The organism is Adhaeribacter terreus, assembly GCF_042657365.1.
Lineage (GTDB): Bacteria > Bacteroidota > Bacteroidia > Cytophagales > Hymenobacteraceae > Adhaeribacter_A > Adhaeribacter_A terreus.
This window is the reverse complement of the sequence record NZ_JBHSKT010000001.1, coordinates 564,560-587,506: the sequence shown is the minus strand read 5'-3', so window position 1 is coordinate 587,506 and position 22,947 is coordinate 564,560. Positions and strand designations below refer to the sequence as shown.

The following is a 22,947-nucleotide window of genomic DNA, read 5'->3' as shown; positions in this document are numbered from 1 at the left end:
ATAAACGGCAGTAACTTAAATCAACACTAAACCGGGTTTCATTACTGCTTTACAACTTTAAGAATAACTGGGCTTTCATTAAGCCGCAGTTTTAGCGTATACATACCTTTAGATAAATCAGGCAGATCATACAGCTCAATTGTTTGCAGGCCGCCATCTACTTTTAACTCTTTCTGGTATACCGTTTTGCCTACTAAGTTGCTTAGCGTAACAGTTGCTTTTTCAGCTTCTATGCCAGCGGGTAATTCAATGGTCAGGCCATCTTTAAATGGATTTGGAGACACTTTTACATGTTGATTTCCTACCGTTTCAGGAACTGAACTGGTGGTGGCTAGGCGGGTATTAGCCTGATCTATTACGCTAAAGCCGATACTAGTAACTGCGCTTGGAGTACCGCTACCATTTGCCCCAGTATACGTTCTGGCTGTTAAAGTATAGCTTCCTACTGTCGGGGTCCAGGAGCTGTAATCACCATTGCTGTCACCAAATAAAGAATAAGTCGGACCACTTTCATCGGATCTCACTTTTGTTTGCTGGCCACTAAGATTAAAGGCAACACTTCCCACAATATTCGGATTGGTTAAAGCCTGAATATTGAGCTTCCGGGTAGGCAAAGTAGCCAGATTAATTATGTCGCCTGTAACCAATGGCCGGATCACATTATCAGCACTCGCATTGATTAGATTAAAACCAGTAACGCCTGTGGTAGGAGTAGCCGTAAAACTTGCTGTAATGTTCATGTTACTGTTCATGGTTACAGTAAGTGGGTTGGTACTGCCCGAGGCATTGCCACTCCAGCCACTGAACTGAAATCCTGCCGAAGGCATAGCAGTAAGCTGCACAGATGTTCCACTCAGATAAGTAACCTGGTCCGGACTTTTTGCCACTGAACCGCTACCGTTTATAATAACGCTCAGGCTGTATTGCGTGGTAACCTGGATGAAAGTAGCCGTAATGTTCTTATTACTATTCATCGTTACAGTTAGCGGATTGGTGGCTCCAGACGCATCGCCGCTCCAACCTGAAAACTGGTAGCCTGCTAAAGGCGTGGCTGTAAGTGTAACTGTAGAGCCGCTGTTATAAGTAGCCTGGTTTGGATTCCTGCTGACCGAACCACCTGCTGAAGTCGTTGTATTCAGGGTATACGTTACTGGCGGATTAACCTGATCTATAACGGAAAAAGTGATGGTAGTTGGTGCACTTGCAGTACCGCTGCCATTTGAGCCAGTATAAGTTCTGGCCGTTAGTGTATAGTTACCTCCCGGTGGCGTCCAGTTAGAATAATTTCCATTTTTATCTCCTTGCAGGGAATAGATCGGGCCACTGTCATCGGATCTGGTTTTTGTTTGCTGGCCGCTTAAGTTGAACCCAACGCTGCCAACCGTAGTAGGATTGGTTAACGCCCGGATGTTCAGCTTGCGGGTTGGCAAAGTAGCCAGGTTCAGTACAGCACCGGAAACCAGGGATTGTATCGGCTGGTCACTGGATGCATTGATGAGTTCAAAACCAGTAACACCTGTGGTTGGAATGGCTGTAAAAGTTGCTGTAATGTTTTTATTACTGCTCATGGTTACTGTGAGCGGGTTGGTGCTACCCGAGGCATCGCCGCTCCAGCCGCTAAATTGGAACCCGGTGGCAGGAGTTGCAGCTAGTTGAACCGTAGAATTTGCAGCATAAGTAGCCTGGTCCGGAGTTTTTGCCACTGAACCACTACCGTTTGCAGTAACGTTCAGGCTGAATTGCGCAGGGGCCTGGGAAATAGTAGTGAAACTTCGGGTCTCGGACCAATCGCTGACTCCGGTGCTCAAGGTTGCCAACACTCTCCAGTAGTAAACCGTGTTGTTTGCAAGCCCGGGTACCGTTGCAGAAGTAGCGCTTATATTAGCCTGGTCCAGTACAGTAGTTGAAAAACCTGCATTAAGAGACACCTGCAATCTGTAGCTTAAAGCGCCCGAGAAGGAATTCCAGCTTAGAGTAGGTTGAACAGCCACACCTGTTGCATTATTAACGGGTAAAAGTAATGTTGGTGCTGTACTGGAAGACGGCACAAAGAAAGCGGTAACAGCCAGATTATTAGTCGGATTCACTACAATTTCTTCATCCTGCAACACCTGAGAGCCTACCGTCCAGTGATCAAACCTATACCCTTGGTTGGCCAGCGCCTTAAGTGTTACAGGTACGCCCTGAAAATAAACACCCTGCCACGGATAAGGCTGCGATACATTTATACCCACGGTATTACTGTTAATAACCAGTGTGTTAATTTTTATACTTCCATGCACTTTGTCACTAACATTCAGGTTAATTACTGCCTGGCTGGCCAGGTTAAATTCCTGCACTAAATGCTGCCTTACATAGCCGGGCCTTGCTGTTGCAAAATTTCTCAGATCCTGCACCTCCTGACTCCAGTTACTAACTGAAGAAGGTTTTGACCATCTTTGGATATGCTCAGGCATTTCAGGCTGTAACAAGGGCGCAATACTATCAATTACCTGAATAACCCTTGAAGGAATGAAAGCAGTATTTAAATGGTCGGCAATACGGTTTATAAAGTCGTATTTAAATTGCTGGTTCGTTAGCAGGTTGCGCAAAATAAAATTGGGCCATTCCTCTCCGCCGTCAGGGTGCTGAACAGCGGTAATCCATGCAATGGAATTAAATGCCGGATCACCAAATCCCTCGTCTGTATCAGCAAATATCCATCTCCAACGCCCATCCTGCCCTTTGGGGGCATTGGGGTTAAACGGTACCCGGGCTCTCCAATAGTCAATATTACTTTGTGGCCAATCATCGTTTCCGGTATAAATTTCTACACTAAAGTAATTTGTAAAATCATCTACATCCATCCGGGTCTTAAGACCTTCAAAATTACTACTGACACTCAGGTTTGTATTTCGGATATAGTTGAGCATTTCATTGTAATGGACAGCATCACCTTCTTCAATTTCTCTATCCCGGGAAAGATAGTCTATGTTATCCGGATCTACACCAAAATGCGTTGCCAGGTAATGCTTATCAGATCGTTCTCTGATATTGTGAATTCCCCAATATTCACCATTAAGAAATACAACAGTAGGTCTGTAAGCCTGTACAGGAAGAATATGCTTTGCCAGCAAATGGGTAACCGCATCTTTGAACATCGTATGGCCCCAGTCATTACCAGAGTTCCTTAATACCCATCTTTTAAAACTGGAATAAGGATAATTAGGAAAAACCGGGTAGTCGAGTGTGCCTTTGCCGTATTTACCGTTTGCCACTATTCTTAAAGATTTTTGCGGGAAACGGCGTGAGAAATCTCCATTGATCCGGAGTCCGATATTTTGCTGAAAATTTAAACCAGGCCCGAAAAATTCAATTGAACCTGGTCTTTCCCAGGCATCACCCCGCTGCTCATAATTTCCGGAGGCGTCGTCTCCACTTACATAATTAACACCAGGTACATAAATCCCTTTAGCGTTACTAAAAAGACTGTCATGAGGAGAAACAACAGAGATTACCGGTAGCGTATATTGCCTGCCCGGAAGCACAATATAAGTACCTGTTATTACTTCTGATACCAGATTATTTGAAGTAAAGGCTTTTGCCCGGATAATGGTACCTTTTCTGATCACTGCTGATGGTGCTACCCAAGCCCTTGAGCCACTACTAATAAAATTGGTAGGAATCATAGAATGAGCATTGGGTTCGCCCGACCTGTCCACGATCTGTAAAGGTTGCTGGTAGACCGGGGACGTGGCAGTAGGTTCGGAGCCATCCAGGGTGTATCGGATCGTAACGCCAGAGACAGCAGGATGCGTTATGCTCAGCGTTAGGTTGGTAGGATAAATTCCTGGCGCCGTTGAGAAAACAGGATTAGCAAGCGTTTGATTAGACACGCCCCCCTGATTGGACGTTCCAGGGCTTGCGATGCTGAAACTCTGGAATGCACCTGTTCCATCTGGCAGACGGCCTCTTGATAAATTGGCCGTCATAGCAAATGAAGGCATTTGATCCACAAGTGTTCCATCTGGTGCCGTAATTACGATATCCTCCCCTCCCGCGCTAATGGCAAAGTTGGTATGCAATGGAAGTGAAGGATCTGTTCTATCTTTACTTGACGCCCAAACAAGCAGAAACTCACCGGGAGCCATTACCTTAGCCGGAAATACCCATTTAAATGGTGTGCTACTTAAATCAGTTAAGCCGAAACCCTGCAGATCAATCGGGGTTGTTCCATAATTCACCAGTTCGATCCAGTCTGAGTAAGCTCCATCTTCATCCGTAATGGTACTGGTGTTAGAAGACATCACTTCGTTGATTGCAATTGGGTATGTTGCATTAAGCATTTTCCTTTCTTTCACAGCAAATGAAAGAAATTTTGAATTATGGGTTTTAAAATGCTCTCCGGGCGGGAAATACCCAAAACAAAGTGAAGCGTGTAAAAGGATAATCAGAGAAAGCATTCCTTTCCCCAGCCTGCTAAAGAAACAACCAACCATAATAGAAAAATTAAAGGATAAAATTTAACTTTCACTTCAGAATTGCACCAGTAGGATTCCAAATTCTTGTATCCTGTTGTCATAGCAGGGCCACTCCGGCACCATAAGGCCTAGGCCGGTTTTAGAGCAAAAAAAGTAATGAAGATTTACTGTAATTAATATAAAAGAGGAGCTCTCCATTTACATGGAATAGTCCGATAACAAAATATTTAACTGATTAAATAACCATTTATCTGCAAAAATGTTGGATACAAAACATTTTTGCAGATAAATATATTACAATTTAAATTATATAAATTCTATAATACTTAATACTGAACTAGACTATTCGATAGATTTGGAATTGCCAAGTATAGCGGCACACCTCCTTGCTATTTTACCCATACTACTTTTTATAGCAATCTTTATATCCGAATTGCTTCACAACCAGCAGGAATCCACGAACCCAATTCTCCATGCGCCAGAAATTCCTTTAAAAATTTAAGCCGTACATATCTGTATTTTCAGGGATTGCAAACTTTAAAAACGGTATGCCCGGAACAAAAAAAAAGGAGGCCAGTAGCCTCCTTTTTAAAAAATCCCAATTTACTTTATGCATCATTCTATTACTAATTTTCTATAAGCGCTTCCTTCGGCTCCTGAAATTTTCAGCAGGTAAACACCTTTAGCCGAACCGTTCATGTCAAGCATCTGGCTTGCTCTGGCAGTTTGAGTTTTGAGCACTTTTCCACTCAGATCCGATACCGTTATTGTATATGCTTTGCCTTCCGGCAATTTCATCTGAAACAATCCGGAAGATGGGTTCGGGTAAACAACTACCTTATTTTGCAGCGCATCATCTTTTACACCGGTAGCCGGACCTGCTATGCGCACAAGCTGAATATTATCGATCAGGTTAGCAGTTCCGTTACCGTTATCGTATGCTTCTTTCACACTGCTTTCCAGGCCTAAACGAATATATGGCTGGTTCAGATAAGTGCTCAGATCTACCATAATGCTCTGCCACACCGGCGTTCCTCCACCAAACGGCGGACGATAGGTTGGGCCAACCTGCACACCATTAACTGTAATCCGGAAATTCGTATTGGCATAAGAGCTTTTATAAAGCTGCAGCAGGTCGAAGCTTAAACGCAGGGTATCGTTCACGGTGGTATTGGCTGTTGAAATACACAGGTAAGCGCCAGCCAGTTTTTCAGGGTTCACTGTCCATGGATCAATGGCGCCAGCCGGCACGCTCCAGTTGGTGCTGTCTATTGCCGTCATCATCATGCCTTTGGCTGAGCCGGTTCCATGGCTGGCTGCAGCATCTTCGGTTATCGCTGCATTCGCTTTCACCACCACATCCATTTTATTGATTCCGGTGGCTGGCGTTTCGAAGTTAATATTAACCGGAAGAGCAACCTGCGGCGCATTTTTCACCACTACAGACAAAGTATCGTTAGAAAGATCAGTATCGTTTGGCAGTTGTGTGCTAACCCATACACGGTGCGCTCCCGGGCTGGAAAGATCCGCTTTGGTAGTAAAGGAATAAGTTGCCGTGTTAGCAAAAGGAAGCGAGCCAGTAAATGTTTCCGTAACCAGTGTGCCGCCATCTACCCGGTAACTTACCGGAATGGAAGTTGCCGTTACGCTGGCCAGATTTTGCAACGTAATGGATACCGTTTCCTGATTGGTCAGACCGCATCCGCTTCCCGGAGAACTGATCGCTAAAACAGCAGCATCGGCGGTGCTTGGCGTAAATTCATAAGCACCCGGGTCCGGAGTAGTTGCACTGCGGGTATTTCCCAGCATATCGGCAGTAACAGCCGGAAGCGGTTTACCAACATTATTAACCTGCGGGCTGGAAGGCACCAGGTTTCCATTGCCAACAGTGCGGAACAACGGATTAGCTTCTACGCTTTGCTGATCGAAAGCATTGTTGAAAGCCGTTTGCCAGGTTGCCAGCGTAGCATAATTTACGCCGCCATAGAACCCGATATTGCGGTTTGTAACATTTGAGCCTACAAAATACACATTGTTATTAAGCTCCAGATTTCCATCCATCAGGTAAACTGCATATTTATTTCCCGAACCAATCCCGACCGGAACAGATACAAGATTATTCACAAATTTCACATTAGTAAAAACAAGCGCATTGGTCTGATAGAAACCATAGAAACCGCCGCCAGAGGCAGCTGTAATGGTATTGTGGTAGAAATAAACTCCGCTGCTGCCGTTATTGTAAATGCCATAAGCATACTGCGGGGTATTGGTATCGTTAAACAAATTATTCACAACCAGGTTTTCAGAACCAGCCGGCGCACCTGCACCAGTAATATGAATACCGTAAGAATTTCCCAGTGAGTTGGTCATGCTTCCGAACAGGTTGCTGATCTTGTTTTTGCTGATAACTGTATTCTTGCTGGAGCCGCCTAAACTGATCGCATAAATAGTTAGCGGAGCAAAAAGCGTAGGGCGGGAAACAACATTCGCTTCTACCAGGCTGCCGTCGGCGTTCTGCAGGTTAATGCCATGATTTGCTACATCCAGAATGGTATTGCCAATTACGCGGTTATTCAGGGCGCTCAGGCCATTTGCATCTCCGTTCAGCTGGATGCCATATAAACCACCGGAAATAGTATTGTTCATGAAAACCGAATTACTGGTATTATTACCGGCCATACCAATATCCGTTCCTGCCAGAATACCCATAATATTCATATTATAAGCAGTAACATGTGGCATCGTGATCGTACAATCCGAGATTGTATCGCTGTCGGAGTGGTTTACAAACTGAATAGCTGTGAAAGTCGGGTTGCTTACATTGGCAGTGCCGTTAAGCGTAATGTTCAGGTTATGTAGTCTGATAAAATCCGCGTTGTCGAATTTTATCACGGCAGTTTTTTGTGCTGTAGGCATAGCGTTTATCGCATTGCCATTCCCCTGGAAAATAATGCTGTTCGTAGCACTGGCTCCCGGCACATTGAGAAAATCTACCTGCTCGGTATAAGGACCAGAGCCATTCACAACTGTAACCACTACCCTACCAGCCATACCACAGTTATGCAATCTGGTGGCCGCATCGGTAAAGCTCTGGAAATTGGTTGCCGAAGCCGCCACATTTTTATTGATGGTATAGTTACCGGCAAGTGGTGCGCAAGCATTAATGTTGGTGCAGGTAGAATCGTTCAAAGTATTTGCATCAGCGGCATTGTTTGGCAGTTTGGTCCAGGCGCAAACGGTATAAGTTCCGGCCGGAAAAGTAAAATTACCGATGGTAACCAAAGCGGTTGCATTCTGAACCAATGTACCTGTCCAGGCAAAATCCGGCTGCATTACGCCGTTAACTTTCCAGCCAATGGTTGCAGCAGTAAGGGTTGCAGTGCCGAAATTTTTCAGGCTGACCTGAACCGGTAAGGCTACGCCCGGCAAGGCAGGAGAAGCTGGTGTTGCAATTCCGGCAATACCGGCATCGTTCGACCCCAGACTGAATTCATAGGCGCCAGGGTCTGGTGTGGCAGCATTTCGGACATTACCCAGAATATCGCCGGTTATACTCGCCAGCGGCTGACCAATATTGTTCACATCCGGCGAAGTTGGTTTCAGATCGCCGGTTGCCAGGCTTACAAATGCAGGGTTGGCATCCACGCTGTTCATATCGAAAGCTGCAGTAGTGTTGGCAGCTCGCCAGTCGGCTAAAGTTGTACGGTTGCTGGTTAAATAGCCCGTAAAGGCATTGGTCTGGCCGGAAGCAAGATATAGCACATTGTTGTTAGTCTCGAAAGTTGCGGCCGGAGCAGCAGTGAGATAAATGGCATGTTTGGCGCCGGTTCCCGGCATGTTCATCGAAATAATATTATTCACCACACGAACATTGGCAGGGCTTCCCGAAATACTGATAACCCGGATATTGCTGGAATTACTGGCCGGACGATTAGGGTTCTCGATGGAAAAGGTATTGTGGTAAATATAGGCACCAGATGTAGAACTGAACATACTGATACCGGTAATACCACCCGTGTTGTTGAAGTTATAAAAGAGGTTATTACTAATAATATTTTCTGAACCTACAGGCGCGGCTGCTTCAATGGTAATTGGAATTACCTGGTTGGTTGGCGAGGCCACAGCTCCGTGCGTATTGTGGAAACGGTTTTTAGTGACCATAGTATTCATACTACCGGTACTAATATATATCCCGAAGAAATTTGACAAAGCCATTCTGTCCGGGCGCGTAAACGTATTGCTTTCAATTCTTACACTATCGGCCTGGTTCATGTAAATGCCATAGGAGTAAAAATCTTTGAACTGGTTACCGATAATGCGGTTACTTGAAACCCCAACAGGTTTTGAACCGGCAACCGCCAAACCTGACAACCGCATGCCATAGTAACCACCGTTAATAATGTTATTCTGGAAAAGTGAATTATTGGAATAATTACCGGCTGTATTGGCATTTAAACCGCCGGTAAGCGCAATACCAATTACATTTTGGCCGGTTGTCATCGGCATATTAATAGTGCAGTTCGAGATCGTGACAAAATCAGAAGGCCCCATCAGTTGCACTCCATAGCACAACGTAGCCGTACTCGTTTGTTCGATCACCAGGTTATTGAATTTTACGTGGTGCGTGCGGTCATATAAAATTACTGCAGTATTGGCCGATGAAATGGTATTGCCATTGCCTTCAAAAGTCACGGTATTGTTTGCGCTTGTTCCCGGCACGCTCACTAAACTCACCGATTCGTTATAAGGTCCGCTGCCTGGCGCCACGGTAATAGTAACCGGACCGCTCACACCACAGGTGTTCAGTACGGCAACCGCCGAAGAGAAGGATTGAAAGTTTGAAGCCGAGGCTGGCAGATTCTTATTGATCGTATAATTTCCAGATAAAGCTGCACAGGAAACCACTTGAGCTGTTATGGTATCATTAAATTTCAAGGGATCGGCGCCACCATTTATGGTTTTAGGATACGCTTTAAGGATATAAGCGCCCATCGGAAAAGTAAAGTTTCCTAATGCCAATGGGCCATCCGTTTGGCTGGATCCTAAATTGCCGCTCCAGGTATAATCCGGCTGCGATACGCCGTTTACTGCCCAACCGATGGTAGCAGAAGTGACCGCGTTCACACCAAAATTCTTCAGCGTAGCAGTTACGGACGTGCTTACATTGGGTGCAACAGACGAAACCGGTGAATTTAACGCGCTGATGCCCCCATCGTTGTTGAAAGCAGTAAACGTGAACTGTATATTGGGCAGGTTGGAAGTTCCCGGCAAATTCGGAGCAGGCCCAGTACCGGTACCCGACCGGTTTCCGGTTACGGTAGAATAACGCCAGTTTATGCTATTAGGTATTGGCCCGGGGCCGACCCAATCTACCAGCACTTCCAGGTTACTGTTTCCATCCCAGATATAAGGTGTAGGCAACGTAAACTCTTTCCAGCCGGCGCCGCTGCTGATACTCGGCATGTTTACCGTAAACACCTGTATGGCACCTGTTAACTCACTGGCCCAGTTTACACCGAAAGGACCACTAGGCAAAACCGTTGCAGCTGTTGGTTTCAGGTAAATGTTCAGGTAGCCGCCGGTAGTATTATGGCGAACAGTATCTTCTTTGTACCAGGCTATTTTAGTTAGTGCTCGGGCAGTAAATGGCGTGGCATTGATCTCTGAAGCCAGGTAAAGCGCGATGTGCTTGGAAAAGTTGCCGTTCACGATGGAAGGGTCTATCACTATCGGCCCGGTAGTTCTAGCCGCAGTTACACCAGTCCCGATCGTTACGTTTGTATGCTGCTGCGCACGGGCATTCATGGCCAGCATTACAAACACAAGGTAAAATAATATGTGTTTTTTCATTGATAATGATTTTATAAGAATGATGAAATGGAATAAATTCGAGTTGCGTCTCCCGGGCAATAAAAATGGTATCTGTCCGCCCGGAAAAAGTGCCGGGCGGCAGAAAAAACCAAACCTATTTGTGAGAGAAAATAGATCATGCAGATAAATGCAATCGGATTTTGCCTTTACCTTCTTTAAATTAATACAACAGGAAATTCCATTTCAACCAGGTCAGGACAAAGAGGCAAAATGTAAGGATAAACAGTATTCACCTGGAACAAGCAGTTTTTCAAGCATTTACAAACTGTTTTAATATTAAAATGCGAACGCTGACCCTAGAAAAATGACCTTTAAAAACGAAAATGCAACCAGATCACTTCTGAAAAAAATGAAGCAAGTTGCTGAAAAAGTGCTTTAGAGAAGCCTTGGGATAAATTTCTGAAAAGTATAAATCTTATTAATTACTGGTGCAAACATCTAGCTCATATTCTGTTTTTTTGAGCAATAGGAAGGAACGTACTACTAGTTTGGACCAGCATTCAAATTAATGGAAGATTATTAGAAACTTCAGTGGAATAAAACAGAAAAGCAAAATACCATCAGGACTTTTTCCAATCCTGCACCTGCTGGAAATAGCTGTCTCCAACCGGAAAAACTTTCCCGGTGGTAAGCATTACTTTCCGGTTGAGTACAGATTTAACTTTGGCCAGAGGCACTACATAACTACGGTGAATGCGCAGAAATTTTCCTTCCGGCAGTTTTTCCACGATCTTTTTAAGCGACATAACTGTAAGCACGGTGCTGTTATCCACCAGGTGAATTTTGAGGTAGTTTTTCAGACTTTCAATGTATTCTATTTCTGCCGCGTTTATTTTTATGGCCTGGTATTCCGAATACACAAAAAAATAATGATCATCTTCGGGTTTTACAGGTTGGCGGCGGGCATACAGATCTACAGCTTTCTGCACGGCTTTGGCAAAACGCTCAAATGCTATGGGTTTGAGCAGATAATCTAAAGCCTCAAGTTCAAATCCTTCAAAAGCATAATCTTTATATGCGGTAGTAAAAATTACTAGCGGTTTCACCTTTAATGCCCGAACCAGTTGCAAACCAGAAATATCGGGCATGTTTATGTCCAGGAATAAAATATCTACGGGGTGCTCCTTCAGAAATTCGGCTCCGGCAATTGCATCGTCGAATGTTTGCACCAGTTTTAGCTCCGGTATCTTTTCGGCATAAAGTTTAATAATATCAAGCGCATAGGGCGAGTCATCGATGGCTACACTTTTCAGTATCATAATAAAAACGGTATGCTTTTGGGGCTAAAAAGTCAATTAACCAGCTTCAGGGTTAAGGAAACAGTATAAAATTCTGTGTTGCTGGTTATAAGGAGTTCGTGTTTTCCCGGATAAAGAAATTCCAGGCGCTTACGGGTATTTAATAAACCAATGCCGGTGCGTTCGGTTACTCGGGGCGTTTCGAATATGCGGTTCTGGCAGAAAAAATCGATGCGATCTTCTGCAATTTCCAGCCTGATGGTGATAGGTGCTTCTTCGTGGCTGCTGATCCCGTATTTAAATGCATTCTCAATATAAGTAAGTAGCAGCAGTGGCGCAATTTGCTTGTTTTCCAGCGTGCCGGTAACCGTAAAATCGAGTAATACTTTTTTGTTGTGCTGCAATTTCTGCAATTCAATATAATCGGTAAGCGAGGCGATCTCTTTTTCCAGCGAAACAAAATCGGCAGTGGCATCGCCGGTTACATAGCGCATAATGCTGGAAAGTTTCAACACCGAATCAGCGGCCAGATCATTGCGGGTAAGAATGAGGGAGTAAATGGTGTTGAGGGTATTGAACAGGAAGTGAGGGTTGATCTGCGCTTTCAGGAACGAAAGTTCAGCATTCGCTTTGTCGGTTTCGGCCTGCAAAGCGCGTCTTTCGGTTCGTTGCCACTGCTTAATGATTTGAATACAGAGCCCCAGCGTAATAATTAACCCAAATAATACCAGAGAAAGAAAATCGAAGGAAAAGGGCTGATACGGAGGTATTTCCCTCCCTTGCCTGTAAAAAAGAATGGTGTCGAAGAGAAACTGGAACGGCCGGCCGAAATAAAAGACCAGGAATAAACCCAACACAATAAGCAGAAACAAAAAGTATCTTTTCCGGAGCAATACTCTGGGAATGATATAATACGTATTGCCGTAAAAGAGCATAATATAAGACAAGCTGAACCACCAGATAAAAGGCAAAGTAAGCGGGTGCGGCGGTTCTTTAGGACCTCCCGTGGCATAGAAAACGTAAAGCGGGAAAGCGATCAGAAACAGGATGAAACACCCGTGCCCCACTAATTTAAGAACTCTGATCAGGCGTGTGAAGCTTATTTTCGGCATGCACAAATAAATGCGGTTTCGGGCAAATTACCTATCTGTGCCTGTAAGAAATTGAAGCAGGCGAAATATATCCGAATTAAAACAAAAAACCCCGAAGCATTTCTACTTCGGGTTTCTGTTTGCAGAGAGGTTCTGCGTTTAAGCAATAACTTCACACTTGCTTTTTTGACTACCTGACTATTATTTGACGACAAAAAATGGCCAGATTAAACAAATATACCTCTTTGGTAGCAGTCCGGGAAAGAGAAAAAAAAACATATTAAAATTCTCTACACCAAAGTTGGAAAGATAAAACGGTTCAAGACAAATATTTATGTAAAAGATGCCGGGATTTTTAATGAAGATAAGATCTACAGAAAAAATAACGCCATTGCTCCTGCTGATTTTCAAGTTGATAAAACCAAATCGGATGATAAACAATTAAGAATTGAAGCCATTATTGAAGGTTACATTTATAAGCATGATGATAAACCAACCCCGGAACAGGTTGAAAAACTCTTAACTACTTATAAAGAAGTTAACAAGGTAAACTATGCCACCATCAAAAGCTACTTAGACGATTATCACAAAATTTACGAACAAAAGGAAAGGAATAAAAAAGTATTGTAAACGCCGTTAAATCTAGATATGAGCAATTCAGTCTTTATAAGAACATCGACTACTCTTTTGACGATGTCAATGAAGTTTTCTTTAAGGACCTGATCAACTATTTTCTTTTCGATAAGCCTAAAATCAAAAACAGCCAGGCACCCCAAATCATAGTCTTGCCGGAAAGGTTATTTTTGATGATCGCATCGACATGAACAATATTACTATATTGAAAAGATTAGATGCATTAATGTCCTTTTTCAAATCGGCAATTACCAAAAAAGGCGTTAACCTGAATTTTGAAACTCTTAAACTTCATTTGAAGAATGTAAAGAAAGAACTTCAAATATCAGAGTTTATGAACCAATAGTTTGCCTAAAAAAAGAGAAGACGTAAAATTGTTTTCTTCCCCTGGGTTCGATGCTGAACTACATGATGATACATATTTAGAATATTCTGCCGGACAAGAAGTAGAAAGATCTGTTTACAAAGAAGTTCTGATTAGGGCAAAAAATTACTTTTTGATCAGCACGTTAACAGCCAATAGAATATCCGACTTAGAATTGATAAAACCGCACCATTTGGAGATGGGTAAGCAAAGAGCTCAGAAAACCAAGAATGAATTTTTATTCAATTCTAATCAGACAATCAAAGATTTATTGGAGAAGCACGATTATACCCTAGGTATGAGTGATCAGAAATACAATAAATGCATAAAGGTATTTTTAAAGTAATTCTACCATGATTTCCTCAATCGGGTTGAAAAAGTATGGGTAAAAGAAGTTAGATCTAAATTCGAACAGTATGAAGAAATCAAATACTATTTATTAGCTGGTTCCCACAGCGGCAGACTGAGCTTGCCAGCATTCTTTATAATGAAGGCAGGTATCCTAAAAAGGAAAATCATGCAATTTACCGGACACACATCGGAAAAAGAGTTCGACAAATATATCCTGCTAAGCCCGGAGGATGATATACAGGAGGTTTCTGAATTATGATTATTAATTACCTTTAGTTATTGAAAAAAGGAGCTTTATAAGGAGATTTTCGAACACAAAAGCCTTAACAAAAAAGACGGGTTAACTTTCTTGAATTACCGAATTGCCAAAGCGCTGGATAAGCAACAAATGCTTGAACTTTTAAATAATTCGGTTAATAAATTGAAAACCTTGTGCGACGATTTGAAGCTAGAACTTCGGCTCCATGAAGCAAATCCACTTCTTACGTTAAATACAAAGGAGTTTTATTCAACGAAAGAAGCTGCGCAGATTTTAGAAATTTCCCCGGATAAGATCCGGCAACTGGTGGCAAACGGCATTCTTACAGCTAAAATAGTTAACCAGCGAACGTGGAAATTCCCATCCTGGTCTTTGGATGCTTACAAAAATGATTTGTGTAACTTCCTGAATAACCTTACTGAACCGTTGGATCAATATGATGTTTTAAATATTACTGATATTGAAAATCGGCTTTTAGAATCCTTACTTCCGGCGGAAACCATTCATAAGATATCTGAATACGAAACTGGAATATTAAGAATGATAGACAATATTGTTCTTAGGCTTTAATTGAAGTAAATACCACATAAATTCTCTTTAACCTTTTATCCTCAACTATTAACAAACAACCCTTCCACTGAAAGGTAGCGTTCCCCTGTATCATAGCAGAAAGTCAGGATTTTAGATCCCGCAGGTATTTCCGTCAGCTTTTTAGCAACTGCGGCTAGCGATGCCCCCGAAGAAATACCGATAAACAAACCTTCTTCCCGGGCAGCCCGCCGGGCAAATTCATAGGCCTCCGGTTGTTCAACCTGAATTACCCCGTCTAAAAGTGAAATATCCATAATGGAAGGAATAAAGCCAGCCCCAATACCCTGCAAAGGATGCGGTCCTGGTTGTCCTCCGCTTAAAACAGCTGAGGCAGTTGGTTCTACGGCAAATACTTTCAGGTTCGGGAATTTCTGTTTCAGCACTTTAGCTACCCCGGTAATGTGGCCACCGGTACCCACCCCAGTAATCAAATAATCAAAGCCATCCGGAAAATCGGATAAAATTTCCTGCGCCGTAGTTTGTTCGTGAATTCTGGTATTGGCTTCGTTGTCGAACTGCATCGGTATCCAGGCATTACTGTTCTGGGCAAGTAATTCCCGAGCTTTTTCAATAGCACCTTTCATACCTTTTTCCCGGGCTGTAAGCTCCAGTTTTGCCCCGTAAGCCTGCATCAGCTTCCTTCTTTCTACAGACATAGATTCAGGCATTACTACAATAAGTTCGTAGCCCTTTACCGCTGCCACCATAGCCATACCAACCCCGGTATTGCCCGAAGTAGGTTCAATGATGATACTACCAGGTTTTAAAATGCCTTTCTTTTCGGCATCTTCTACCATTGCCAGGGCAATGCGGTCTTTAATGCTGCCACCAGGGTTGCTGCGCTCCAGTTTTACCCATACTTCGGCCTGATCTTTAAACAGGCGGTTTAACTTTACGTGCGGCGTTTGGCCAATGGTGTGTAAAATATTTTCTGCTTTCATATTTTCAGTTTAATATTACAAAATCAAAGCTATCGGTCGGGAATGAAGGCTTACGCACAATTACCTCAGGTTTATGGTAAACCCGGGAATACGGGGGCACGCTTTCGGTTAACCACACATTCCCGCCTATTACGCTATACGCCCCTATTACAGTCTGGCCGCCCAAAATGGTAGCTCCGGCATAAATTACCACGTGATGCTCAATGGTAGGGTGCCGCTTTTTATTGGCCAAGGTTTTATTCACGTTTAAAGCTCCCAGGGTAACGCCCTGATAAATTTTCACATAATCTCCTATCACGCAGGTTTCTCCAATCACCACACCGGTTCCGTGATCGATGCAGAAATGAGAACCTATCTGCGCCCCCGGATGAATATCGATACCGGTACGCGCCTGGGCATAAGCCGATAAAATACGAGGCAGTAAGGGTACTTTTAACTTGTGCAAGGTATGTGCAACCCGGTAAATAGCTACCGCCCTAAAGCCAGGATACGTACGGATCACTTCTTCTACATTTTGAGCAGCCGGGTCGCCCGCCGCAATGGCTTCTGCATCTTCGAGCAATAATTTATAAATACCAGGTAATTCTTCGGAAAGCTTTTGTACTACTTCTTCTGCAGGAATAGGTAAAGTTGGCTCCATACCGGTAAGAACACGCACCATTTCCGATTGAAGCGCATTTTTGTAAGCTTCCAGCTCTTTTTCAGACTCGAAGCGCTGATCTGCCAAAACCGGAAAAAATAAGCCCAACACCCCTTCTACTAATTGACAAATAGCTGTAGCTGGCACCTGATGCCTGATGCGGTGATGCTCCACAAAAAGTTCTTTTATAAACGGACTGCTCATGAAGCTTTCAACGCAAAGCTTAGGCAGGTGTTCAGGGATATAAAATCCCTTGGAGATAAAGTTTCCTTCCTAAACCGGGCTATGTAACCAATGTCACTGACTGCCCCTTATTAGTTGCTCACCTTTGTATCGAACTGAAAGCAAAAGATCGAAGTCTTTCAACATAAAAAGTAAAAGTAACTAAAAGCTACGTTTATGAAATTTAAAGTAATGATCCCGGTAGATTTTACGCCGGTTTCAGCCAAAGCAATTGATTTTCTGTCGTATATACTGGATAAAGCAACAGTAGAAACTCACTTGGTACACGTTATTCAAGTAAACCAGGCTGACTGGGCTGGCAGTAATCGTGCGTCTGAAACCATTGACCACCAAGCCCTTCAGAACCGGGAAAAAGAAATGGCTGAAAAATTCAATAACTTAAAACAACACGTTGATTTTTCGTTTTCCAGTCAAATCTTATACGGCGGCCTGACTACGGAACTGGCCAACTATGCTAAAAACAATCAGATAGATTTAATCGTGATGGGTACAAAAGGTGCAACCGGACTACTTGAAAAAATTTCCGGATCTGAAGCCCAACAGCTGGTGCGTCACACGCAGATTCCGGTAATTTCTATTCACGAATTTGCTTCCGTATCGCCTATTCAACATATTTTGTGGGTGGCCGATTTCACCGAAAAGCAGCAACAGAACCCTGCAACTAATACCGTATTAAACCTGCAAAAGCTGTTTGGTGCCAAAATTCATATGCTTCAGATAATGACAGAAAGCAATGATAAACAGGAAACAGAATTGAAAACTAACATGCAGCAATTTGCCCAGGCCATGCAACTGCAAAACTACGAGCTGCATCTGAAACACGATTACAAAGTACCGCAGGGTGTACGCTCTTTCAACCAGGAAACAGAAATGGATCTGGTAATAATCGGCACTCATGACCGTAGCGGATTCAGTAAAATTTTTCACGGTAGTGCAGCCGAGACCTTAATAAACCGGTGTATCCGCCCGCTACTGACCTACCACATTAAACAAAGCAGTTTTTAGCCTGCAAACCATAGCGTTTTCTGCTATTTATTCCCTCGTTTTAAAAACCTGCTTCTGAAACGCTATGCTTTTGGGGTGAAAAACTGTCTTTCTATTTCTTAAACATTTTCTGAAATCCTAATCCGGATTAGGGCTAGCTTTAATCTGGAATTACTTTCCTAATGCTTTTCAAACCCAAATTCCAACTCTTACTGCTGGGCTATTTTATTAGCCTGGTAACATTTGGCCAGCAATACACTGGTCCTGAAATTCCTCCTGATTCTGTAAAAGTTAGAAATATAAAAGATGTTTTTATACACGGAGAAACCGAAGGCCACATTCGAAACTACTTTATGGCTACCTGGAACCAGGGCGAACTTTCTGACTATTATGCCAATGCAATTGGGGCACGTTTAGGTTTCCATACAGCACTGTACAGAGGTTTCCGGTTTGGCTTGGCTGGGCTTTTTACCTACAACGCTTTTTCCTCTAACCTGACTGAACCGGATCCTCTTTCCAGTAAATTACCCCGATACGAGCTTGAATTATTTGATGTAGAAGCTCCGGAAAACAAAGCCGATTTGGACCGTTTGTATGAATTGTATCTGGAATATCAAACCAAACAAGTAAAAGCAACCATCGGCCGTTTCAGTTTTACTTCTCCACTAATTAACCCTCAGGATGGCCGAATGAAACCTTATTCGGTTCAAGGCATCAGCGTAGAAATACCTGTTATCCAGAAGAGCAAAATCATTTTAGCCTGGTTCAACCATTTTTCGCCCCGCAGCACAGTTTCCTGGCATCAGGCAGGTGAAAGCGTAGGCATTTATCCTGTTGGAGTAGATGAAAACGGTAGGCCTTCGGGCTATAAAAGTCAGGTACAAAGTAACGGGGTAGCGGTTGCCGGTTTTCAATGGAAAAAAAGAGGATTGCTGAAAAGTGAAGCCTGGAACTATTGGATCGAAAATGTATCCAATACTACCTACAGCAGGATTTTATTGGAAGTTAAACCTAAAGTTAGAATTGGAGCGGAAGGTTTGTATCAGTCACAGGTTGGAAGTGGCGGAAACCCGGAATCGGCCTTAGCTTATTTTCCGGATCAACGACAATGGTTGGCGGGTGGAATGTTAGCGTACGAACCAGCTAACTGGTATTTTTCTGCTAACTATTTACATCTGGGTGCCGACGGAAGGTTTCTGTTTCCAAGGGAATTCGGACGGGAACAGTTTTTTGTAACTACACCCCGGGGTCGCCTGGAAGGGTTAGGAAAATCCAATGCCCTGGCTTTCAGGGTCCGTAAAAGCTTGCCGCATAAGCTAACGACAGAGGCAGCCTTAACCAAAACCTGGCTTCCAGCTTACAACGATTTCCGGTTCAACAAGTATGGCGCAACCTCCTATTGGAATGGTCTGATAGATTTGACTTATAAACCAGATTTTGAGCCGTTGAATGGGCTAAGTTTCCGCTTATTATACGTTTCACGGCTCTCACCAAATACAAAATTACCTTTGGAAAAGCGGTTTTACAACACCAACTTCCATCACTTTAATTTCGTTAGCCAGCTTACTTTCTAAACTACCGCAATCCACTTAATAGCTATTACCTGTATGTGACAAACATCACTGAACGGCTTTCGGAGATGCTATACCTTTGTATCGTAAAATTCAAATCTGGCTTTGTTCAGAGAGATTTTGAATTAGGAAACCGTAAAAAAGAAGATTATGAAAATCGAGCAGTTTAATGATAAAGGCCTGGCCCATTTTTCGTATGCCATATTAAGCGAATGCGCTAAAGAAGTAGTGCTTATAGATCCTGCCCGAAATCCGCAGCCTTATTACGATTTTGCGGAACAAAACGGCGCTAAAATTATTGGCGTGATCGAAACCCACCCGCACGCTGACTTTATAAGTTCGCACCTGGAAATTCACGAAAAAACCGGGGCTACCATTTACACGCATAGCCTGGTAGGTGCCGACTACCCAAACCAAGCATTCGATGAAGGTGCGGTGCTGGAGTTTGGTAAGATAAAACTGAAATCGTTGCATACACCAGGACATTCACCCGATGGTATCAGCATTGTGCTGGAACACGAAGGCAAAGATAAAGCAGTTTTTACCGGCGATACGCTGTTTATCGGCGATGTTGGTCGTCCTGATCTGCGGGAAAGTGCCGGTAACGTAACGGCTAAACGGGAAGAACTGGCTCGTCAGCTTTACCAAAGCACCCGCCAGAAACTGATGCCCCTGGCTAATGATGTTCTCGTTTATCCAGCCCACGGTTCCGGTTCGCTTTGCGGTAAATCGCTTTCCGATGCGCATTCCAGCACCATTGGCGCTGAAAAAATTGGTAATTATGCGTTAAAGGAAATGAGTGAAGCGGAATTTGTAAAGATCATTACCGAAGACCAGCCGTTTATTCCGAAATACTTTGGCTACGATGTAAGCCTGAACAAACAAGGTGCGCCGAATTACGAACCCAGCCTAAAGAAAGTAAACCGCCTGGAACAGAACTTTAAACCTGAAAATGGTGCCCTGATAATAGATACCCGGCCGGAAAAAACGTTCAAGAAAGGCCATATAGAAGGTGCCATCAATATTCAGAACGGCGGTAAATTCGAAACCTGGCTGGGCAGCCTTATAGACCCGAAAGAAAGTTTTTATCTGATTGCCGAAAGCAACAATGAACTGGAAGACCTGATCCGGAAAGCCGCTAAAATTGGCTACGAGCAACTAATAAAAGGTGCTTTTGTACAAACCGAGCAAGCAGCTTCTACTACTCCGGAAATTGACCTGGGTGACTTCAGAGACAATCCTGACAACTACACTATTGTAGATATCCGGAACAGTTCAGAAACCAAAGCCGGCAGATTCTTCGACAAGGCCATTACAATTCCGTTGCCGGAACTGCGGGAAAGAGCCAAAGAAGTGCCTACCGATAAACCCGTAGTGGTGCATTGTGCTGGCGGTTACCGATCGGCAGCCGGCAGCAGTATTCTTGAAAAAGCTTTACCAGAAACCAAGGTTTTAGACCTGAGCGATGCGGTGAATGACTTCAAAAAATAAAAGCAAAATCTAAAAACTAACAATAGCCGGTATCCTAACCAGATGCTGGCTATTTTGCATTCAATAAAACCTCAAATATCTCATTCTTTTTGACTCCGTATAGCCTAAGAAAAATATGGAAGACATGAATACAAATCAGGAAGGCCGGGTACGGCGCAGCTCTACGGATAAAGCAAACCAAGCCGTGGACCAGGAAATACTGGAGAATATTTCACAATATGGCTATGCCAGTTTGGAAGCTTTGGAAGACCGGATCGAAGAACTGAACAAAGAATGGGATATCGAACGGGTGCTGGAAGTTAACGCTTCAACCCTGGCCTTAACGGGCGTTTTATTAGGTTTTGCGAAAGACAAACGTTGGTTTATTGTACCAGGCATTGTAACTACTTTTCTTTTGCAGCACGGCCTTCAGGGCTGGTGCCCTCCCCTGCCTGTACTGCGGAAATTAGGCTTCCGCACCAGAAAAGAGATTGACGAAGAACGCTATGCCTTAAAAATTTTACGTGGCGACTTTGAACAACCTTCCGGGAAAACCGCTCCGGAAACGCTATTAAAAATAGTGCGAAAGTAAATTTAACCTTGCAACAAAATTCATGGATTCTATAAACAAAGGAGAAATACAAAAGCAATTCCCCCAGTTCGAGCAACCATTACTGGAAGGCATTTTAAAAGAAAGCGTAATCAAACACTTGGAAGAAGGTGAACCCATCATTCAGACCGGGCAATACATCCGCTCCAATGTTTTATTGTTGAATGGACTATTAAAAGTGTACAGGGAAGATGATGAAGGGAATGAATTTCTGATGTATTACCTTGAACCAGGAAGCGCCTGTGCCCTTTCCATGATGTGTACCGCCCGCAGCGAAACCAGTCAGGTGAAAGCAAAAGCAGTACAGCCTTCCGATGTTGTTTTAATTCCGGCACATTTATCGGAGCAATGGCTGGCCAAATATAAAAGCTGGCACAATTTCGTGATTGGCACTTACCGGGAACGTTTTGAAGAACTGCTACAAACCCTGGACAGCATTGTATTCAAAAGCCTGGACGAACGGCTATTATTTTACCTGAAACGCCACGTAGAAACCAGTGGTCCAGAGATCAGGCTTTCGCACCAGCAAATTGCCGAAGAACTGAACAGCTCCCGGGAAGTGATTTCCCGTTTGTTGAAAAAGTTAGAACAGCGTGGGGCTGTTACCTTGCACCGCAGTTATCTGGAGGTCCACAATCTGGAGAAGGTATAAAATACTGCATTTTTAGCTTGCGTGATTTAAGTCACTGTAGGCGGCAAATTCATAAGGTAATTTTGCATCATTAATTGTTAACCTTATGGAAATATTCGGATATATCGCCGCCTTGCTAATCGGTCTTTCACTTGGACTTACCGGAAGCGGCGGCTCAATTCTTACGGTACCTATTCTGGTGTATCTCATGCGCCTGAACCCGGTAATTTCAATGGCTTATTCGCTTTTTGTGGTAGGCACCACCAGTTTGGTCGGCAGCTATAAATTTTATCAAAAAGACCTGGTAAGCTTCCGGACGGCAATGGTTTTCGGGATTCCGTCGTTGCTAACAGTATTCCTTACCCGCCGCTTTATCGTTCCCGCAATTCCTGAGCACATTATTAGTATTGGTAGTTTTGACATTACCAAAGGATTATTGCTTATGATCCTGTTTGCCGTACTTATGATCTTTGCTTCGGTGAGTATGATTAAAAAGAAAAAGTATGCAGTGGCAGCTGAAGAAGCGGAGGATCATTCGCCGAACGTGCCAGCTCTATTGCTTCAAGGCGTAACCGTAGGGCTTATTTCCGGAATGGTAGGCGCTGGCGGAGGGTTTCTTATAATTCCGGCATTGGTGTTATTCAGCAAGCTGGATATGCGCATGGCAGTAGGAACTTCCCTGTTAATTATATCAGCCAATTCCCTGTTTGGCTTTGTAGGCGACATTTTTAATTACGATATAAACTGGAGCTTTCTGCTGGCATTCTCGGCTCTTTCCGTTGCCGGCATTTTCATCGGTTCCGCCCTATCACACCGCATCCATTCCGATAAACTTAAAACCGGTTTCGGTTGGTTTGTACTCGCTATGGGCATTTATATCATCCTGAAAGAAACGCTTTTACAATAATTCTGGCAGTGTAACCAAAGTCACTGACCACCCTTTCCTTTCTTCCGACCTTTGTATTGTTCATTCAGCCATGCCTTAAAAACGGTATGGTT

General features: G+C 43.6%; 15 protein-coding genes. 9 read left to right on the top strand and 6 right to left on the bottom strand.

Features of this window, described 5'->3' with window-relative positions; genetic code table 11:
- Positions 1 to 41: 41 nt before the first annotated feature.
- On the bottom strand, positions 42 to 4,286 hold the full coding sequence (locus ACFPIB_RS02450) for an InlB B-repeat-containing protein (protein WP_378015830.1): 4,245 nt from the start codon (positions 4,284 to 4,286) through the stop codon (positions 42 to 44).
- Here ACFPIB_RS02450 and ACFPIB_RS02445 point away from each other — a divergent pair.
- Positions 4,273 to 4,506 carry a hypothetical protein gene (locus ACFPIB_RS02445; protein WP_378015829.1) on the top strand — a complete coding sequence of 78 codons (234 nt, stop codon included), beginning with the start codon at positions 4,273 to 4,275 and terminating at the stop codon, positions 4,504 to 4,506. The two genes, ACFPIB_RS02450 and ACFPIB_RS02445, sit on opposite strands and share 14 nt — an antisense overlap.
- Positions 4,507 to 5,075: 569 nt before the next feature.
- On the opposite strand, the gene ACFPIB_RS02440 is transcribed toward ACFPIB_RS02445, so the two are convergent.
- The 3 genes from ACFPIB_RS02440 to ACFPIB_RS02430 all read right to left on the bottom strand — a co-directional run bounded on the left by ACFPIB_RS02440 (position 5,076) and on the right by ACFPIB_RS02430 (position 12,681).
- Positions 5,076 to 10,310 carry a right-handed parallel beta-helix repeat-containing protein gene (locus ACFPIB_RS02440; protein WP_378015828.1) on the bottom strand — a complete coding sequence of 1,745 codons (5,235 nt, stop codon included), beginning with the start codon at positions 10,308 to 10,310 and terminating at the stop codon, positions 5,076 to 5,078.
- A gap of 581 nt (positions 10,311 to 10,891) precedes the next feature.
- Complete coding sequence (locus ACFPIB_RS02435; protein ID WP_378015827.1) at positions 10,892 to 11,590, bottom strand: LytR/AlgR family response regulator transcription factor; 699 nt, start codon at positions 11,588 to 11,590, stop codon at positions 10,892 to 10,894.
- Between the two features lie 32 nt (positions 11,591 to 11,622).
- Positions 11,623 to 12,681 (bottom strand): sensor histidine kinase, encoded by a 1,059-nt coding sequence (locus tag ACFPIB_RS02430; RefSeq protein ID WP_378015826.1) that lies wholly within the window; start codon positions 12,679 to 12,681, stop codon positions 11,623 to 11,625.
- Positions 12,682 to 13,640: 959 nt separating this feature from the next.
- Between ACFPIB_RS02430 and ACFPIB_RS02425 the strand changes: the two genes are divergently transcribed.
- Together ACFPIB_RS02425 and ACFPIB_RS02420 are read left to right on the top strand one after the other, a co-directional pair.
- Positions 13,641 to 14,003 (top strand): hypothetical protein, encoded by a 363-nt coding sequence (locus ACFPIB_RS02425; RefSeq protein ID WP_378015825.1) that lies wholly within the window; start codon positions 13,641 to 13,643, stop codon positions 14,001 to 14,003.
- Between the two features lie 354 nt (positions 14,004 to 14,357).
- Positions 14,358 to 14,837, top strand: a complete 480-nt coding sequence (locus ACFPIB_RS02420) for a helix-turn-helix domain-containing protein (protein WP_378015824.1) — start codon at positions 14,358 to 14,360, stop codon at positions 14,835 to 14,837.
- A 41-nt stretch (positions 14,838 to 14,878) separates the two neighbouring features.
- Here the strand turns inward: ACFPIB_RS02420 and cysK are convergent, their stop codons facing one another.
- Entirely contained in the window at positions 14,879 to 15,799 is a 921-nt protein-coding gene (cysK, locus tag ACFPIB_RS02415; protein WP_378015823.1) for a cysteine synthase A, read from the bottom strand.
- Between the two features lie 4 nt (positions 15,800 to 15,803).
- Positions 15,804 to 16,643 carry a serine O-acetyltransferase EpsC gene (gene epsC / locus ACFPIB_RS02410; protein ID WP_378015822.1) on the bottom strand — a complete coding sequence of 280 codons (840 nt, stop codon included), beginning with the start codon at positions 16,641 to 16,643 and terminating at the stop codon, positions 15,804 to 15,806.
- A 195-nt stretch (positions 16,644 to 16,838) separates the two neighbouring features.
- On the opposite strand from epsC, the gene ACFPIB_RS02405 reads away from it, so the two are divergent.
- The 6 genes from ACFPIB_RS02405 to ACFPIB_RS02380 all read left to right on the top strand — a co-directional run bounded on the left by ACFPIB_RS02405 (position 16,839) and on the right by ACFPIB_RS02380 (position 22,855).
- Positions 16,839 to 17,687 (top strand): universal stress protein, encoded by an 849-nt coding sequence (locus tag ACFPIB_RS02405; RefSeq protein ID WP_378015821.1) that lies wholly within the window; start codon positions 16,839 to 16,841, stop codon positions 17,685 to 17,687.
- A 161-nt stretch (positions 17,688 to 17,848) separates the two neighbouring features.
- Entirely contained in the window at positions 17,849 to 19,240 is a 1,392-nt protein-coding gene (locus ACFPIB_RS02400; RefSeq protein ID WP_378015820.1) for a porin, read from the top strand.
- Between the two features lie 147 nt (positions 19,241 to 19,387).
- On the top strand, positions 19,388 to 20,728 hold the full coding sequence (locus ACFPIB_RS02395) for an MBL fold metallo-hydrolase (protein ID WP_378015819.1): 1,341 nt from the start codon (positions 19,388 to 19,390) through the stop codon (positions 20,726 to 20,728).
- Positions 20,729 to 20,843: 115 nt separating this feature from the next.
- Positions 20,844 to 21,299, top strand: coding sequence for a hypothetical protein (locus tag ACFPIB_RS02390; RefSeq protein ID WP_378015818.1), 456 nt, complete (start codon positions 20,844 to 20,846; stop codon positions 21,297 to 21,299).
- 22 nt (positions 21,300 to 21,321) lie between these two features.
- Positions 21,322 to 21,969, top strand: a complete 648-nt coding sequence (locus tag ACFPIB_RS02385) for a Crp/Fnr family transcriptional regulator (protein WP_378015817.1) — start codon at positions 21,322 to 21,324, stop codon at positions 21,967 to 21,969.
- A gap of 85 nt (positions 21,970 to 22,054) precedes the next feature.
- Positions 22,055 to 22,855: a sulfite exporter TauE/SafE family protein gene (locus ACFPIB_RS02380; RefSeq protein ID WP_378015816.1), complete on the top strand. Its 801-nt coding sequence runs from the start codon at positions 22,055 to 22,057 to the stop codon at positions 22,853 to 22,855.
- The last annotated feature ends 92 nt before the right edge of the window (positions 22,856 to 22,947 follow it).